The sequence below is a fragment of the Dictyobacter halimunensis genome (assembly GCF_036245075.1).
This window is the reverse complement of record NZ_BSRI01000001.1, coordinates 1963817-1981974: the sequence shown is the minus strand read 5'-3', so window position 1 is coordinate 1981974 and position 18158 is coordinate 1963817. Positions and strand designations below refer to the sequence as shown.

General features: G+C 53.3%; 13 protein-coding genes. 3 read left to right on the top strand and 10 right to left on the bottom strand.

What is annotated here, in order from left to right; translation table 11 throughout:
* Positions 1 to 160: 160 nt before the first annotated feature.
* Complete coding sequence (locus tag AABA21_RS07845; RefSeq protein WP_338248611.1) at positions 161 to 703, bottom strand: L,D-transpeptidase; 543 nt, start codon at positions 701 to 703, stop codon at positions 161 to 163.
* Positions 704 to 913: 210 nt separating this feature from the next.
* Positions 914 to 2107 carry a formaldehyde dehydrogenase, glutathione-independent gene (fdhA, locus tag AABA21_RS07840; protein WP_338248609.1) on the bottom strand — a complete coding sequence of 398 codons (1194 nt, stop codon included), beginning with the start codon at positions 2105 to 2107 and terminating at the stop codon, positions 914 to 916.
* A 405-nt stretch (positions 2108 to 2512) separates the two neighbouring features.
* Between fdhA and AABA21_RS07835 the strand changes: the two genes are divergently transcribed.
* Positions 2513 to 2983 carry a hypothetical protein gene (locus tag AABA21_RS07835; RefSeq protein ID WP_338248607.1) on the top strand — a complete coding sequence of 157 codons (471 nt, stop codon included), beginning with the start codon at positions 2513 to 2515 and terminating at the stop codon, positions 2981 to 2983.
* A 74-nt stretch (positions 2984 to 3057) separates the two neighbouring features.
* On the opposite strand, the gene AABA21_RS07830 is transcribed toward AABA21_RS07835, so the two are convergent.
* From AABA21_RS07830 to AABA21_RS07810, 5 genes are all read right to left on the bottom strand, one after another.
* Positions 3058 to 4077: an NAD-dependent epimerase/dehydratase family protein gene (locus tag AABA21_RS07830; protein ID WP_338248605.1), complete on the bottom strand. Its 1020-nt coding sequence runs from the start codon at positions 4075 to 4077 to the stop codon at positions 3058 to 3060.
* Positions 4078 to 4371: 294 nt separating this feature from the next.
* Positions 4372 to 7320, bottom strand: coding sequence for a PAS domain S-box protein (locus tag AABA21_RS07825; protein WP_338248603.1), 2949 nt, complete (start codon positions 7318 to 7320; stop codon positions 4372 to 4374).
* Between the two features lie 17 nt (positions 7321 to 7337).
* On the bottom strand, positions 7338 to 7769 hold the full coding sequence (locus AABA21_RS07820) for a response regulator (RefSeq protein WP_338248601.1): 432 nt from the start codon (positions 7767 to 7769) through the stop codon (positions 7338 to 7340).
* Positions 7769 to 10111 (bottom strand): ATP-binding protein, encoded by a 2343-nt coding sequence (locus AABA21_RS07815; protein WP_338248599.1) that lies wholly within the window; start codon positions 10109 to 10111, stop codon positions 7769 to 7771. Before AABA21_RS07815 ends, AABA21_RS07820 begins: the two co-directional genes overlap by 1 nt.
* Before the next feature lie 613 nt (positions 10112 to 10724).
* Positions 10725 to 10925, bottom strand: coding sequence for a hypothetical protein (locus tag AABA21_RS07810; protein ID WP_338248596.1), 201 nt, complete (start codon positions 10923 to 10925; stop codon positions 10725 to 10727).
* A gap of 218 nt (positions 10926 to 11143) precedes the next feature.
* Here AABA21_RS07810 and AABA21_RS07805 point away from each other — a divergent pair, with 218 nt between their 5' ends.
* The gene (locus AABA21_RS07805) at positions 11144 to 11650 is read left to right on the top strand and encodes a GNAT family N-acetyltransferase (protein WP_338248594.1); all 507 of its coding nucleotides are present in this window, start codon (positions 11144 to 11146) and stop codon (positions 11648 to 11650) included.
* Positions 11651 to 11663: 13 nt separating this feature from the next.
* Here AABA21_RS07805 and AABA21_RS07800 read toward each other — a convergent pair whose 3' ends face one another.
* The gene (locus AABA21_RS07800; RefSeq protein WP_338248592.1) at positions 11664 to 12335 is read right to left on the bottom strand and encodes a copper resistance CopC family protein; all 672 of its coding nucleotides are present in this window, start codon (positions 12333 to 12335) and stop codon (positions 11664 to 11666) included.
* 164 nt (positions 12336 to 12499) lie between these two features.
* A complete protein-coding gene (locus tag AABA21_RS07795) occupies positions 12500 to 14146 on the bottom strand; it encodes a hypothetical protein (RefSeq protein WP_338248590.1) in 1647 nt (548 codons plus the stop codon).
* A gap of 552 nt (positions 14147 to 14698) precedes the next feature.
* Here AABA21_RS07795 and AABA21_RS07790 point away from each other — a divergent pair.
* A complete protein-coding gene (locus AABA21_RS07790) occupies positions 14699 to 16369 on the top strand; it encodes a thiamine pyrophosphate-binding protein (protein WP_338248588.1) in 1671 nt (556 codons plus the stop codon).
* An 88-nt stretch (positions 16370 to 16457) separates the two neighbouring features.
* On the opposite strand, the gene AABA21_RS07785 is transcribed toward AABA21_RS07790, so the two are convergent.
* Positions 16458 to 18083 (bottom strand): UxaA family hydrolase, encoded by a 1626-nt coding sequence (locus AABA21_RS07785; RefSeq protein ID WP_338248585.1) that lies wholly within the window; start codon positions 18081 to 18083, stop codon positions 16458 to 16460.
* Positions 18084 to 18158: the final 75 nt, after the last annotated feature.

Below are 18158 nucleotides of genomic sequence, written 5' to 3'. Positions count from 1 at the left end.
GCGTGAGCGCCCCGCATGGGCGTCCGCATGCACAGCCGCACGAATTTATGAATTGAGGCATCGGGTGCGCTATGCGTACCCGATGCCTCAATTCATGGAAGCTTATTTGGCTCGAAACAAGCTCATCTTGATAAAAGCTTTTTATTCAATGATCTCGCTATCAGGAATGGATCTGTACCATTGTCCCGATAGGAGCCCAATTATAAAGCCACTGCGCGGCCACGTTCGGCATAGAGATGCAGCCATGGGACCCATCCTGCCAGCCATAGGTTGGATCGTCATGCCAACCGTTGGTACCCGGTCCATAGGCGCTATGCCACCAGGAATCATGTAAGAAGTAGCCACCCGCTTTCCACTCCAGTGCATAATTAATATGGGTCGGAGGATAGTAGTTGGGCGAAGTTGCCGGCCATGGAGAATAAAATGTGGTCGGACTCTCCTTGGCAAAGACGTGATAGGTGCCGACCGGAGTTTGCAGGCCGGCGCGCCCCGTCAGTATCAGGGTCGTGTAGACCACCTTACCACCTTCAAATGCCGTCAACTTCTGCTGCGTAAGATTGACATCGATCACTTTACTTCCACCGGTATCCGTGGTTGCCGCCCTGGCAGAGAATGTACCAGCCGGGCTTACCATAAACAGCATCGCGAACAAAAACGCAACCATCCCCACCACGCCTATTCTAGCTACTTGTTTATTTATCATTGTATCCTCCTCTCCCCATTACACGAATCACGGAGGCATAAAGTTGTAACTATTAAAATAAAATGACTATTTATCAATTTCAAAAATTGCATAAATATGGATTATAAATACGTATTATGTAAGAATGCAACCTGGTTTGTAAGGAGATAGCGCAACACCACGGGCGCATGCATGCGCCCGTGGTGTTGCGCTATCTCCTTACAAACCAGGTTATTTTTTGATCAACCCGTGGGGATCCAGCACGAACTTTTTCGCGGCGCCCTTGTCAAAGTCCTGGTAGCCTTGAGGAGCGTCGGACAGCGGGATAACAGTGGCGTTCACCGCTTTAGCGATCTGAACCTTATCGTTCAAAATGGCCATCATCAGTTGCCGATGGTAGCGCATCACCGGCGTCTGACCGGTGGTGAATGAGAGGGACTTGGCCCAGCCCAGACCTATATCGACACCCAGGCGGCCCTTCTTCGCACTCTCATCGATGCCCCCAGGATCGCCGGTCACGTACAGGCCTGGAATGCCCACGCGTCCGGCAGCGCGTGTAATGGTCATCACGTCATTCAAAACGGTGGCCGGCGCCTCGGTAGCTCCTTGTCCATGGCCTTTTGCTTCAAAGCCAACACAGTCTATGGCGGCATCGACAAGCGGCTCGCCAACAATCTGCGCAATCATATCGGGTAGCTCGGCATCTTTACGCAGGTCGACCGTTTCGCAGCCGAAGCTTTTCGCCTGGGCCAGACGCTCGGGATTCACATCACCCACGATAACGACGGCCGCGCCCAAAAGCAAGCTGGAAGCCGCGCAGGCCAGTCCGACGGGCCCCGCCCCAGCGATGTACACGGTCGATCCGGTTGTTACGCCGGCGGTAAAAGCCCCATGGTAGCCAGTGGGGAAGATGTCTGAAAGCATGGTCAGATCTGTCATCTTCTCCATCGCCTGCTGTTTATCCGGGAACTTCAGCAGGTTCCAGTCGGCATAGGGCACCATCACGTATTCGGCCTGCCCACCGACCCAGCCGCCCATATCGACATAACCATAAGCAGCGCCTGGGCGAGCGGGGTTGACGTTCAGACAGACGCCGGTGTGACCAGCCTTACACATGCGGCAGCGTCCACAGGCGATATTGAACGGAACCGATACGATATCCCCGACTTTAATGAACTCGACATCGCGTCCCGTCTCGATTACCTCGCCGGTAATTTCATGGCCCAGGGTCTGTCCCTTTGGTGCCGTAGTACGTCCACGTACCATATGCTGATCGCTGCCACAGATGTTAGTAGCGATCACACGCAGAATCACGCCATGCTCGCACTTACGATGCTGTGCCTCGAGTTCTAGCCTGGGATACTCGATATTTTCAACCTTAACTTTCCCCGGTTCGATGTATACGACACATTTATTGCCTGCCATATAATTTTCTCCTTCTTTGGACAAAAATCTTCTCTATTCGGTGGTTGGCCGGCCATTAAGGAAAGGTACGATCGCTACGCAGAGGGTTGCGCGCTCCATCGGAACAACAAAGCTACAGGGACGCTTTTCAGCACAGTCCACAGGATTTTTAAGTGCTTGAGATTTAAAACAAGCGCGATGCGATTTTGGATCTCACCGATAATCTCAAGCTTAACTCATCTTATTACGCTATTCTGGATATAAAAAAAAATGTAGCATATAGAATTGCACATGTCAATGTAAGAGAAAAATTAAAGCTCCACTTTAATTCGCTGCTATTTTCATCTTGCTCTCATTTAGGGAAAATAATCTTATTTGAAGTAACGTTATGTAATTTAATAAATGCCAAGAGGAATACGTATTCATATGCTTGTAAATGCCATTGCTATTGCTTCTCTGTTACTACCACACGATGAAAGCTTCTGGTTAGGTAAGGTTAGCAACCTGGCGGGGAAGGTGGCGGTTATTGTAATGCTAGCTTCGCTGGCACTCTGGGTATGTAGGCAACTGTATATTTTGATCAAAAAGAGGAATATCAGGCCTTTTCAGGGCATTCTGCGCCAGTTCTTTCTCTTCTTCCGCAAATCACATCCTTTATGGGGCTGGATCGTGCTGACGACCGCGACCATTCACGCAGCCTACTATTTCCTGCCCTTCACGCGGCTCACTCCGCGCATGCAGACCGGGATAGTGGCCTGGATTATCCTGGCCTGCCTGGTTGTATTCGGACTGCGCTATCAGTCCGCTCTGCGCAATAGAACGTTGCACAAAAATATCCGCCTCTGGCACGTCATCACCGCCGTCGTCTTTGTAATCGTGGCCCTGATTCACGTCTAACCATCGTTATTTTATACGCATAAACATGCATAAAGGGCACTATCAGATGAGCCTGATAGTGCCCTTTATGCCCATCAGGCCGAGGGGCGCCGATGCCAGAGCTCCAATAGCTGCGCTTCACGCTCGGGATCCATACCGGCGCGGCGCGGACCAGTGGGACGGGTCTGATTCCAGGCCAGAGTATCCCTGATAGTGGTAGCCAGCGGTCGATAGGTTAATCCGGCGGCCTGGGCACGATCTACGCTCGCTAGCATAAAACCGGCCATATCGGCCTCGCTATCAGGAATCCAGAGCGGCAGTTCCATCCACATGCCAACCTTGTGCTCGTTCAAAAAAGCATCATCGATCCAGGTAAAGGTGGCATCGCTATCACTGACAGACTTGCACTGCTCTAAAAACTGCCGCATAGTCAGCTGGCCAACCGGCCCATTAGCGTTATACGTACCTGTTTGACCCGCCTCAACCATGCGCACAATCCAATCGGCCATATCGCGCACATCGATGAATTGGATCATCTTATCGGGACGTCCAGGAGCCAGCACTTCTCCGCCACGAGCTACGCGTACCGGCCAGTATGTAAAGCGATCGGTACCGTCGTATGGTCCCACGAGCAAGCCCGAGCGAACATTGAACACGCGACCTGGCATCTCTTCCTCCGCCGCCTGCTCGCACAGAGCCTTGAGAGGTCCATAGAGCTCACCATATGGAGGCTGCATCTGCTCAGTAGAGGCCAGTTGCTCATCCGTCACAGTCGCCAGCGGAGACGACTCATCCACGCCCGGCTGAGAAAAATCGGCATAGACCGATTTACTGGAGACGAAGGTATAATGCTTCACGCTCCCCGCCAGCAAGCGGGCCGAAGCCCGTACCACATCGGGATGGTAACCACTGGTATCAATGGCGGCATCCCACTCCCTTCCCTCAAGAAGGGAGAGATCGCGCGTTCGATCGCCGTGCAATTGCTCAACGCCAGAGTATTCCACATCGGGGTGGGTACCACGGTTGAAGAGCGTCACCTTGTGACCGGCCGCCAGGGCACTATCAACCAGAGCACGTCCCAGAAAAACTGTTCCACCTAGAAGAAGAAGTTTCATACATGCCACATCCTTTTCTTTATCTCTGCCACTATCATACCAGCACTTCCGGAGTACAGGGAAGTAGACAAAAATGCTGAAAGCATAGCTATGATTGGCGCATATGCTGATAGCATATGCGCCAATCATAGTCAGCGGGCGTGAGCGCCCCCGCACGGGCGGCCGCATGCGCGGCCGCAGGTTTTTTTATATTGGTGCAAAAGGGGCGCGATGCGCCCCTTTCGCACCAATATAAAAATGGGTTGTCGAGTACCGCTGGTTCAGGCATATATACGAAAAGTTGGCATTTGGTGATTAATTTGGGATAGGGGTATGCTCCTCCTTCAATGGGAGTTCGTTTGCGTTCGCGTAGAGTGGTAGGGTAAACCAAAAGGTCGAGCCCTGGTTTAGTGTGCTGGATACGCCCACGGTTCCTCCCTGGCGCTCAATAATGGTGCGGCAGATATGTAATCCCAATCCCAGGCCAACGCCGGTGCCACTTTTGACCTCAACGCCGGGAACGCGATAGAAGCGATCCCAGATATGCTGCTGCACGTCCAGCGGCAGGCCCGGTCCCTGATCGCACACTGATACCTTCACAGATGAGCCGCATCGCTCAAGGCGCACAGTGATCATGGTATCCTCATCCGAGTACTTGATGGCATTGGAGAGGTAATTGGTTATGACCTGGCCAACACGCTGGGCATCCGCCCATACAAAGACCTCCCCTTCGACGCCGCTAAACTGAATGGCATGCTTCAGGGAAGCCTGGCGCTGATCCTCAATAGTCTCCTGTACAACTTTTTGCAGGTCACAGCGGGTAACCTGTAGATCCAACTTTTCCATCCGGACGCGTGTAGAGTCCACAAGGTCGTTTACCAACCTGGTCTGGGTCATGATCTGCCGCTCCGCGCGCTCAAGGAAATTGCCGATGGTCGCGATATCTGGCACGGCTCCGCCGTCCGGCTCGCCTTGATAGGATAAAATACGGTTCAGTTGCCGCTTGGCCAGTTGAACATTCGCACGCACCGCCGTCAGCGGGGATTTAAGCTCATGGCTGACGATGCCGATGAAATCATCGATACGACGCGTGGTTTCAAGCGCCGTCAGTTCTCTGACGCGGGCCTCTTCCCGTTCACGCAATAACCTCTCGCGCTCGATCACCAGCACGGCTAACTGCCCAACCGCCGTCACCAGGGTCACTTCTTCTGTCAGATAGCGATGATATACATCCATTGGATAAACGATAGCCATACCAATCAGATCGGAATGCAGGCAAAGCGGGGCCAGTATGGCCCGGTGCAGGTGGGGGTGCAATTGATATTCATGGTAGGGGGGCTGGCTCACATCCAGCGAGACCACGCCACCCTCGCGCAACTGCCTGACGGCAGGTATCTGGAACAAATCTTTCAGGGACATTCCCTGAACACGATTGAGCAGGGGGGAGAGCAGAGAAGCATCAAAGCCAGTACCCACGCTGTATTCGATCCTCTCGGTCCCAGGTGCTAGCACAAATAACAGGGCCCCCTCACAATCCAGAACACGGCAGGTTAGCTCGGCCAGGCGTTGCATCACGGCACGGCCGGTCTGCTCGGTTTGTACGGACGGCCCTTCAGTGGAGATAAGGCTTTTAGCCATCATCAACAGGGCATCGAGCGCGGCATGGGTACGCCGTTCCAGGCGGCGACGCCTCGTCACATCATGCGTTACCATAATCGCGCCACCCACCTCTCCATCTTCGGTCAGGAGCGGTGTTCCTGTCACACTCAGCTCTACCTCAGATCCTGTCGCGCGGCGCAGGCGCATATCAGATGCTGTAGGGCCCGCCAGATGCTCTCCCCGCAATAGCCTGGTTTCCGGACGCTGCTCATCAGGCAAGGGCCGGCCCTGCTCATCTACAAACGGGAGCGGGGGGATAGAGAGCCGTTCGCTCAGCATACCGGTTTTTACCCCCATGAGGCCTCGTGCTGCTCGATTCAGGCGTACCGGATTACCCTGAGTATCCAGTATAAACAGGCCGTCGCCGATGGCTTCAAAAAATGCTTCTAGCTCACTGGCCCGCTCGGTAGCCTGCTGCTCTGACTGCTTACGCTCCGTAATATCCAGGTCAACGCCTATCATGCGCACAGGCTGACCATCATCATCATAGAAGGCGTGCCCACGAGAGGTAACCCAGCGAACACTGCCATCCACACGCAGCATACGAAAATCTGCCTGGTACAAACTTTTTTGTTGCAGCGCCTGCTGCAACGGCGCGGTAACCCGGACGAGATCATCGGGATGAACCAGATCGCAGAACGCCTCGTAGGTACCACTGAACGTTCCGGGCGCCATCCCCAACAAGGCTTCCATGTCTTCAGACCAGAAAACTTTTCCTGTTTTGATATTCCAATCCCACGTCCCCATACTGGCGGCAGAGAACGCCAGGTGCAGCCGCTCGTCGCTTTCGCGCAGAGCGGCCTCCGTCTCTTTTAGTTCTGTCACATCGCGGCTGATGCTCAGAACGGAGATCACCTGCCCGGCGCTGTCGAACTCGGGGGTCAGCTTTGCCTGGAAGATGCGCAGGCCAATGGTTGAGGAATAGCTGAATTCGATTTGAGTGATCTTACCGGTGGCGAATACTTCGCGCAGATTTTTTTCCCACGTCGCGCAAAAATCTTCGGGGAAACCCATCTCGCATTTCGTTTTGTTCAAGAAAGCTTCCACAGGCAGGCCCGTTATCTTCGTTACCGCAGGATTAACATAAATATGCCGTAATGCTGGATCGTAACGGGAAATAATATCGGAGGCGTTTTCAGCCAGCGTCTGAAAGGCGTGACGCTGCCGCATCAGTTCTACATGCTGAGCCTCTACCTGTTGCTGCATGCGCATCTTCTCTATCGCATTGGTGATGGAATGTCGCAGCAGTTCAGGTGTAAGTTGCTTTTTGAGCACATAATCTAACGCACCACTCTTCATCGACTCCACAGCAATCATCTCGCTACCACCGCCTGTAAGAACCACCACCGGCAACAATGGCTGCTTGAACAATGTATGGAGTCGATCAAGAAAGGCGACGCCATTCATATCAGGCAAATTATAGTCCAGGAGCACACAATCAAGCGCGACCTCCTGGCACAGGCTCAATCCCTGCTTCCCATCATGGGCCTCATGGATCGTGTAAAGCATGCTCTGATCGCGCGAGAGATAGCGGCGTATCGTCACACAATCTTCCGGGCTATCATCAACGATCAGAATCTGTCTGTACTGTTGTGATTGCGACATCGGGACGGCTCCAGACTTCATGGCAGAAGGACTGCTTCGAACCAGTAGCCAACGAGCAACTGCATCGTTCGCGTAAAATGATCAAGATGCACAGGTTTAAGCACATAGCTGTTCGCACCACACTCATAACAGAACGCAACATCCCGGGGATTAGAAGAAGTTGTCAGAATTACCACGGGAAGCCGCTTCAGGACCGGATCTTGCTTTATGCGTTCCAGCACAACGCGTCCATCCAGGCCAATCAAATTCAGGTCCAACAAAACTAATGATGGCAAAGAGGTATCCGACAGGTAAGTGTATTTGCCACGCCGATAGAGAAAGTCCAGCGTTTCTTCTCCTCCGGCGCAGCGCACAATGGGATAAGAGATGGCAAGTTTCTTGAAGATGCGATTTAACGTAAAGAAATCTTCATCGCTATCCTCAGCGATCAGGATCGATGGCGCGTTCATCACACCTCCTTCTCTATCGAACGCAGGGTCCAGAAGAATGTCGAGCCCTGGCCCTCAACTGACTCGACCCAGATCGTTCCTCCATGGAGCTCAACTATTTTTTTCACGATGGTCAAGCCCGCGCCTGTCCCTCCACCGAACGCATCACGGCCATGCAGGCGTTTGAAGATACGGAAAATGGTTTCAAAATGCTCGGAGGAGATGCCAATACCATTATCACGAATATAAAAGACGGGTAGGCCATGACCAAGCGCCTGTTCTGCTTGCGGCGTTAACTGTCCCCTGGCCTTCAGATAGGCCAGATGCTCTCGCTGCTCACGAGCTGAAAGCACGCCAATCTCAATCTGGGGTATCTGCTCACCCGCATATTTGATCGCATTGCCGATGAGATTCATGAACACCTCGCCGACGCGGGAACCATCGCAAACCACCGATGGCAGAGGGGCCCGAACGCGAATACAGGCGCCGCTCTCTTCAATACGAGCCTGCAATAATGCCATCGCCTGCTGCAACACGAGATTCAAATCCGTCTCACGCATCGATAGATCCCCACGTCCCACGCGTGAATAGTACAGCAATGAGTTCATCAAATCTTCCATACGCTGGGACAAAGAGACCAGCGTGCGCAGCTTATGAACCCCTTCTTCGTCTAGCTGCTCACCGTAATCCTCCAGCAGAAAATGGGCATAATTATGAATACCGCGCAGAGGCTCTTTCAGGTCATGAGAGGCCGCGTAAGCAAACGTATCCAGCTCGATATTGCTACGCTCTAGCTCGCGGTTCACCCGAGCCAACTCCTCAGCCTGCCGGAGCAACGCATGAATAATCGCGGATCGCAGCCGATCGACGGCCTCTACTTCGCAGTGCTGCCAGGGCTGGGACATGCCATACACCTGCTGCTTCCATACTTCAAAGGAACGGCGCGGCGAGAGTTGAAAGCCCGGTCGTGCTACCTCGACCGGTTTATGCGGATCTCCCCCCCAGTGAACCGTCTGCACGATTTCGGGGCGGAACCAGAGTATATAGTGACGCAACGACCTGGAAAGCACAAGCGCCAGCAAGCCACTGGCCACCGTTTGAAACGCCGCAGCCGCGGGATAGAGCGAGGGAAGCTTATCGGTAACCAGTATCTGATCCTCCGGTTGCTGCATGAGCCAGTCGAGCAGTTTCTCAATCTGAGAAGGCGATGGCGTCTGACCCGATATCCGGCACGTCCCATCCACACATACAGCCACCCCACCGGCCGCGATAAACTCCAGCGCCGTGGGAGCGTGGCGTGTAAAGGCATCGGCCAGCGGCAACTTCTCGGTAGAGATCGCTTCGATCAATTGACTATGCCTGTTTTGAAGACGTACCACATATTCACGCTCCTCACGCTCCTCCACCAACGGCAACTGTAGAGACATAATACGCCCAATCAGTTCGCAGGCGGTACGCAGATCGTATGGGACGTACCTGGGAGTATAATGATGGCAGGCGATCAGGCCCCACAACGTATCCTCAACAATCAACGAGATCGACATAGAGGCCGCTACACCCATGTTACCGAGATATTCAAGGTGAATAGGAGAAACGCTACGCAACACGGCCTGGCTCATGTCCAGAGGCTGATTGGTCAGCGGATTCACAGATGGAATGAGCGCGGCAGGTCTGTAGTTGCGATCAGGAATGAGGCGCAGCCAGTTCAACTGATACAGCCGCCGGGCCTGGGCAGGAATATCGGAGGCCGGATAATGCAGGTTAAGATACGGGCTCAGATCTTCGCGTCTAGCCTCCGCGTACACGACACCGTGTCCATCGGCCTCAAAACGATAGATCATCACGCGATCGAAACCGGTCAGTGCACGTACGTGCTCGGCTACCTGTTGTGATAGCATCGAGACTGAAGATGCCTGCTGAAGCCGCGCGAAGGCGGTCTGAATAGTATAATAGACATCTTTTGAGGATGTAACATTAGCGGGCAGCCCTGTCTCCTCGATCGGCTCCAACTCAAGGACCAGCACATCATTCACGCGGTGAACAATACTATCGAAACGCCGCGGCACATTGAACAACGTCACGGTAAATAGATAGACAGGATTCTGCTCTAGTTGCTCCAACTGAAGCCTATGGAGTGCCGCAACATGTTCGGCGGCCAACCAATTTTTCAGAGGTGTACCCAGCATAGCCTCCGGGTCCACACCCAGTATGTCCCGGCTATTATTGCTCACCTGTACTATAGTCAAGTCAGGCCCACCAAGCGCCAACAAAACACCATGCGGCTGAATAGAACCGGGAATGTGAATAGGTTCTTGATCGCAGGTTGCTAGATCAACAGAAAACATAGAGGTAGTGCCGGCCATACTCACGCTTCTCCTCCTCTCAACTGCTTGCTGGCTAAATACCAGATGATAACCCGTTAAAGCCTGTTTGTTCGGGGAAAACCACTTTTTCTCATGCATATCTGCACCACAATAGTACAGTATATATTCACATGAGTTGGAGTATTGCTAGATTATAAATCAACAAAAGGGTGGAAGCAAGATAAACAATTGGCTTGCTCAAGTTTTCGGCGTGGGCAGAGGGGGGAGGGTATTTCTCTCGTCTTTCTGGCGCATGTGAGCGCCCCCACACGTGCGTCCGCTGCGCGGGGCCGCGCTGTTATTTTGTGTTGGTGCGTGAGGCGCGCGGATGTGCGCCTCACGCACCAACACAAAACTGACTCGTGAGCACTTAGATGCTCAGTGCTCTTCCATATGTTGGTGCATCGGGGGCGCGGATGCGTGCCTCATGCACCAACATACAACTGACTCGTGAGCACTTAGATGCTCAGTGCTCTTCCATGTGTTGGTGCATCGGGGGCGCGGATGCGCCCCCGATGCACCAACACACAAAATCAGCGCGGCCGCGCAGCGGACGCGCGTGCAGGGGCTATCACGTGCCCCGTGATGACAGGAGTAAGATACCTTCTAAGCATTAAGAGGCAACGGTAGTGAGGAAAGGCGTCAGATTGCGCTTCTTACAGGACGGACAGTCCCAGCTAATCATATTTAAGAAATGAATATCTTTGCCACCATCGGCAAGACCAATCATAAAAGTCTTCTTACAATTCGTACATTGAATCGCTCTTGTAACATTGGGGTCAGACTGAGGATTTTGAGCAGACATATCTGTCATCTGGAAACTCCTTTTCCCTCTCCAAAGAAGAGCGTAACACCATAAAAATGGCTATATTAAGGCTGCATTAAATAGACGAATGAAAACAGTTACAATCAAGTTTTTCGCTACGGCCGCTAGAAGCAAGAACCACTGCCATCTGGTAAGAGCACGCTTTATGGTGTATCGTAGAAGTGGTACTGATAAAAGATGAGATAAAAAGTAGAGGTAATGATCGAATGAGAAAAGAAACACTCCCTCTGATCACCGATTACGCGTTCCGCTATCTGACGCTGGCAGATACGTCCAGCGTGCAGGACCTCTATGAGCGTTGCGCGGATTATGTAGAGCTGGTAAGCGGCCACAAACCAGAATCGGTCGCGGCCCAGCGGATCTTCACAGAAATTCCCGCCGGCAAAACATATAATGACAAATTGCTTATCGGTATTTTCACGCCAGACGACAGATTGATCGGCATCATCGATGCCATTCGCGACTATCCCACCACGCAAGAATGGTATCTCAACCTGTTATTACTTGATCCGCAAGAACGCCATAGAGGATTGGGGGAAAAGATCTATCATATCTTCGCGGAGTGGGCGGCGAGGCAGGGCGCGCAAACGATCAGCCTGGCCGTGCTCGCGCAAAACACGCAGGCGTTGCGCTTCTGGCAGCGGCTAGGTTTCGAAACCATCGAGTATACGGACAACGGTGCCCGGCGAACCACCCTGCGACGAAGAATATAGGGGGTGGCATATCTCACTCATCATCAACTGGCGGAATCAAAGCGATGGAACGGCGATACACCGCCTGCTGTGAGAATGACCACATAACACCGGCACCCATTAGCAATCCCACTAGCCCAATCAGGCCGGTCACCCAGAGGGGAACGCCGATACGATCGGGACGTGATACCACCGTGGAAGATGGCGGGCCGGATGGAGTGCTGAGCAGCGTATTTTTCAGGACAGGGCTGATGTGAACAAAAAAGCGAAAGCTGCCACCATCACGATAGCTGCCCTGCGCGGACATGGTATGCCAGTTCACAATGTAGAGCTCCGACTGATCTCCTTGCATGGCAATTACCAGGGTGGCAGGATCGGCCTTATCTACGCGCATGGAGCCCGTATCGACCCGCTTGCCGCTAACATCCAGAACCGCCAGCGTGCTATGCTGGATATCTACGGGAGCAGAGAAATGGACAGCAACGGTGGTCGGTGGCTGCGGCAAGAGGGCATTCATAGTGGGATTGGAATTGACATATTCCGCGTACGTGGCTGGTGTGGAGCTTGCCAGCGCCAGCGCTGGGAAATAACCAGTCACGATAATGGCTATCAAAGCTGACAGCACACGCGCAGTTCCACTCCAGACACGGCACCATCTGCGCCACATCCACATATACCCATATTTATGAAAACGCATCCATTCCATACAAACAACACCCCCTCAATTCACCTGTACCGTATCCTGGCCCTATAACCAGCTTCATTATGAACAATCGGCATCCGTACCATCAAAATATATCTATTCAAGGGCATAAAAATCAATTACCCATTTTGCCGTCATCATAACGAAGGAACTGAGAGGTGGTGCAGCTAGACTGGCACAAAAATGTGATAGCCAGGAATACGTATAACCCGGTACGCCGCTGGCAGATTCTTCGTATTCGCCAGCTTGAACAGGTATTTATCGGCGTCTGTACCCAGTGGGAGGATATATGCCACCTGCGATGCATTTTTCACCCTGGTCAGGAAAGCAGGATAGCGGTTATAGCCATCGTTCAGGTGATCGTCTACCACGGCACAGATAATCTTCTCATTGCTGAGAAACATCAGGTTATTACAGGTCCAGTATTCCGAATAGACATAATTCAGGTGCAGCCGCTCTAAACTCTGAACCGTCTGCTGTTGACGCTGGTACTCGGACTGGACCACTGGTACATCATGCACAAAAAGCTTGATCGTACCATTTACATAAGTGAAGAGTACCAATCCAAGGATCGCCAGCCGCACAAACAGGGAAAACATCGCCCTGGCTTTCAACTTGATCAGCAACTCACCCAGGCCGTCCCACAGAGGCCACAAAATCATCGGTATGGAGATAAGCATACAGGTAAGATACCGTGCGGTGGGTCCAGGTGCTGAACCAGCCGCCGGACTGGTCACGAACAGGAACAGGGTTCCAATGGCGCAAATTAATACCATCAGACGCCCACACGCAATAATCAGCTGACGGCTCTGCTCAAATGTCCACTCAGGATGCCACAATGATGTGCCCGGTCGCGCACGCCAGATCTTCCAGATAGTTATTAGCGATAGCGCGGCAGCGATGCAGCACAGAACAAGATAACCCATACTCCAACTGAGATGTGCCACCACACATGACAACACAGTATGTCCGAAGTAAGGAAACTGACCCTGGGTACAGCTCGCATCATAGCCCAGGCCGGACGGCATACCGATGCCAAAGGCGCCGATGAACTGCTGCCGCAGCGATGGATGACCAATTGTGCCGGTATTGTGGATATGCAGCAGTACAGCAATAGAGTTCTGGCTAAATGGAACACTCACGTTGTAGATAATGAGGGGAATAAGGCCGATAAGTGTACCACATACCAGGGCCACGCCCGCCCAGGAAAAGCATTCACGACGGCAAAATAGCAAGAGGAAGAACAACCCCATACACACAAATGGCAATATCAGCATATCTACCCATATCGATACACCAATGATAAACCCAAGCAGAGCATAGAGGCAGATGCGGCCCGTATTAGTACGCCGGGAAGGCTCAATTCGATACGCGTATAGCGCCAGCCAGATGGTAATCACACAAATGGCTACGGCGAAAAATTCGGTTTCTGGATACTCGCCCACGGCCCTCAGCTGCCGGCCAATGACATCCGTCGTTCCAAAACTAAAGAGCAAGCAGATAAACAATCCGAATTTTGGGGTATGCAACAAAGCGGTCAGAGCATACATGCCAGCCAGAAATAAGACAAAGAAAAGCAAGAGCTCCAGCCGCAAAGCAAACAATGAGGGACCTAACAGGTGAAACAGGGGCGCGGCCAGGTACGCCTCCACCGGACCCATATAAGGCTGACCAAAAAAGAAGATCGGCCACTCTCCATTATAGGCGATATGGCGGGCAACCAGGCCCATATTAGCCTCGTCGCTATTCATTCCAGGCCAGTTCAAATAGATGAGGATAAAGCGCAGCGCTGTAGCAAAAACAATGATACACAACAGGTTTTTTTCGTATTTTCCAATACGGAGACGCTTTAAGTTGAATAGTGATTTCATAAGGTGCTACAAGAACCTTTCTCTACCGCTTTTCTTCATAAATTGACAACTCCGGCTACATATATCACGTTCAAAACATAGATAATATTCGGTTAAAGATACCAAAAAAAGAGAAGAATAGCCAGAAAGTCGGTTTTTCCTCTACTTTTATTGTTGCAATATAGTTTATATTTTTCACTCTATCTATATATCATGTTCCCCCAAAAGTCACAATAATAAGCGCAACCAGAAGCGAAAAACAGTTCTTTTGGGTACCTTACATAGAGAAAATGACACGTGTGGATGTTTATCATGGCCAACTTCTGAAAAAGAACAATCGTCGCGTCTCTCGAGCAATAAGATACCAGTCCCATTGAAGGTGCCCGATCATCCAGAATGTGGTAAGCTAGTAAAAAAGAAGAGCATCACATATATCAATGGGACGTCTGGCTGGACGTCCTATCACTGTGTTTATATATAATGATTGTTAATTTTTATTATTGAGGAGTCTCTCGCGTGACCAACAGGCAGCATCTTACTGGCGCTCAAGCAGTCATCGCAGCACTACGCGCAAACAACGTGGATACCGTTTTTGGTATTCCAGGTGTACATACATTACCGATCTATGACGCGATCTATAATGAACCTGGAATGCGTCATATCCTGGCACGCCACGAGCAAGGTGCTGGCTTTATGGCCGAAGGCTACGCACGAGCTACAGGACGTCCCGGTGTGGTCCTTACCATCACTGGGCCCGGCGCCACCAACGCCACCACTCCGGCTGCCAGTGCCTATGCCGACTCTATCCCATTATTAATTATCAGTAGCTCCCAGTCGCGTGCGTCACAGGGCCACGGACGCGGTGAGCTACACGAGGTGAAGGACCAGCTGGGCCTGATGCAATCGCTGGTAGGCTGGACGCGCTCCGTCAACTATGTTGAAGAGATTTCGGAAGCGGTGCATGATGCCTTCCGCGTCATGCAGCAGGGACGGCCGCGCGGCGCCTACATTCAGATCCCTTGCGATCTGCTCAGCTTGCAGGCCGATGTAGACATTACGATCCCCGGTCCCTTCGAGCGTCCACTCCCCTCTATTGAATCACTGACGGAGGCGGTAGAGATCTTACGTGAAGCAGAACGTCCACTGATCGTGGCGGGAGCCGGAGTTACAGCAGCCAACGCCAATCAACAGCTACTGCAGCTGGCCGAGTTCCTGCAGGCACCGGTCTTGCTCGGCAGCAAGAGCCACGACGTACTACCAACCAATCATCCACTGGTACTGGCGACCAATGACAATCTGCCGCTGGATTTAGATGCCTTTACAGCGACCCGTGACGCGGTACTGGTCGTGGGCAGCAAACTGGGCGCGGAGAGGACCGCCGATCGGCGCCTGCCACTGCCAGAGCGCATGATCCATATCGATATCGATCCCACAGAGATTGGACACAACTACCGCACCCAGGTCGGCATCATCTCAGACGCCCGGGTAGCCCTGGAGGCGCTCTACAAGTTCTTGAAAGAATATCCCCACGAACGTACCGCGCCATATAGCGCCCTGGATGACCTGCGCGAGGCCCTCTATCTGCATACGGTAGCGTTCCAGGGAGAGAACTTCACCATGCTGGAGGGCGTCCAGGACGCGCTATCACAATTGCCGTCCGACACCATGGTGGTAGCGGACATGACCATGCTCGGTTATGCCGCGGCCCAGCATCTCACCATGCGCCAGCCACGCACCTTTATCCATCCAGCCGAGCTCTGCACCATCGGAAGCGGCCTGCCCCTGGCCATTGGAGCCCAGATCGCGCATCCAGGACGCCCGGTCATCGCCTTATGCGGCGATGGTGGCTTCCTCTTAAATAGCAGCGAGCTGGCCACCGCGGCCCAGGAAAAGCTCCCGATCATAGTCGTCCTTTTCAACGACGCAACCTACACCAGGGTCAAAACCGACCAGCGGCGCAATTACAACGGCCACTATATCGCCACCGACCTGCTGGCCCCCGACTATGTAGCCCTGGCGAAAGCCTTCCACGCCGAAGGCATCCGCGTCAACTCACCCGAGGAACTGAGCCAGGCCATCCAAAACGCCACCCGCCATGCCGGCCCAACCGTCATCGAAGTCCCCTTGCTCCCCCGGCACTGGCAAAGCCAATGTTCCACAGAACAATCAGTAACAACACTGGCATAAGCGCTTCTATTGCCAAAAAATCTATCTCAATATATGGGAAGACATCGGGTGCGCCGAGGCGCACCCGATGTCTTCCCATATATAAACACTACATAGTAGCCCCAAGAATCCATGGGGCGAACTCCTCTTCACCCAGGTCTTGAGCCTCACTCTTGCTGGGCCTGCCGCTGGCCACGGCGATCACCTCATCCAGGATACGCCGCCCAACCTCTTCAAGGCTAACACCATCGAGCACGACGCCCGCGTCGATATCGATATCGTCGGGCATATTTTCGTACAGGGCGGTATTGGAAGAGACCTTAATCGAGGGGGCCGGCTTAAAGCCAAACATCGAACCGCGACCGGTAGTAAAGACGATGATGTTGCAGCCACCAGCTACCTGGCCGGTAGCCGAAACCGGATCATAACCGGGAGTGTCCATCACGACCAGGCCGCGCTCCGTGATGGGCTGAGCATAGTTATAAACCGCGTTGAGGGGTGTCGTGCCGCCCTTGGCGGTCGCCCCCAGCGACTTCTCGTAGATAGTGGTCAGGCCACCGAGTTTATTACCGGGTGATGGATTGTTGTTCATCTCCATGTCGTTGATAGCCGTATAGTGCTCCCACCAACGCAGACGCTCCACGAAGCTCTCACCGATCTCGCGGCTGCGCGCGCGCCGCAGCAGGATATGTTCAGCACCGTAAATCTCGGGGGTCTCACTTAACACCGCGGTCCCACCCTGGCGCACCAGTTCATCAACACAGAAGCCCAGGCCGGGATTCGAGGTGATGCCGCTCCAGCCGTCGCTACCACCGCACTGCAGTGCCAGCTTCAGTTCGGAGATGGGAACCTCTTCGCGCTGCACAGCGTTCACCTGTGGCAGCAGCCCTTCGATGATACGCACCCCCTCGGCGATGGTACGCGCGACGCCATGATTCTCCTGCAGGGTTAAAAAGTGCGGCTGTTTCCACTGCTGCGCGTCGTCCAATCGCATGGCCTGGATCATCTCCTGTAGCTGATTGCTCTCACAACCCAGACCAACCAGGAGGTAGGCGCCCACATTGGGATGCAGGGCCATGCCGGCCAGCACCCGCTGCAGCTGCTCGACCGCCGCGCTCCCCGTACGCATGCCGCAGCCACTCTTATGCGTCAGGCCGATGACCCCATCGATATTGGGATAGGCCTGCATAATCTCAGAACCAAAGTGCCGCTCAATAGCGCGGACCGTCGAGGCCGAACAATTTACCGAGCTGATAATCGCCACATAGTTGCGCGTCCCCACCCGACCATCGGGACGTCGATAGCCCATAAACGTACGGCGCTGCGCCTCCGGCACATAATCCACGGGGTGTACATCCACCCCATATTGATAGTCCTGCTTCAACTCGCCAACCGACAGATTGTGGCTATGTACATGCTCGCCCGGCTGGATAGGTCGCGAGGCAAAACCGATCACCGATCCATAGCGACGCACTGGCTGACCCTCGGCCACGGCGTGCAGCGCCACTTTATGGCCAGAGAGCACCCGCTGCACCACCTCTACCTGTCCCCCCAACTCGCCCGGCAGGCGCAAAACCACGCCCCGGCTCAGCGGGACACGCGCGATGGCCACATCATCTTGCGGATGCAGTAAGATCGCCACCTCATTCAAATCAACCGGTTCTCCACGCGCCGCCACACCGGTCTGAATGGTGTGTAATGGCGCAGACGTTGTCGATACTTCTCTCGTATCCATTAGATAGGCTCCATTCTATTTCTATATGTTCTATTCTATATTCGATAAAGCTTCAATCCCTGCAATCCGGGCGAC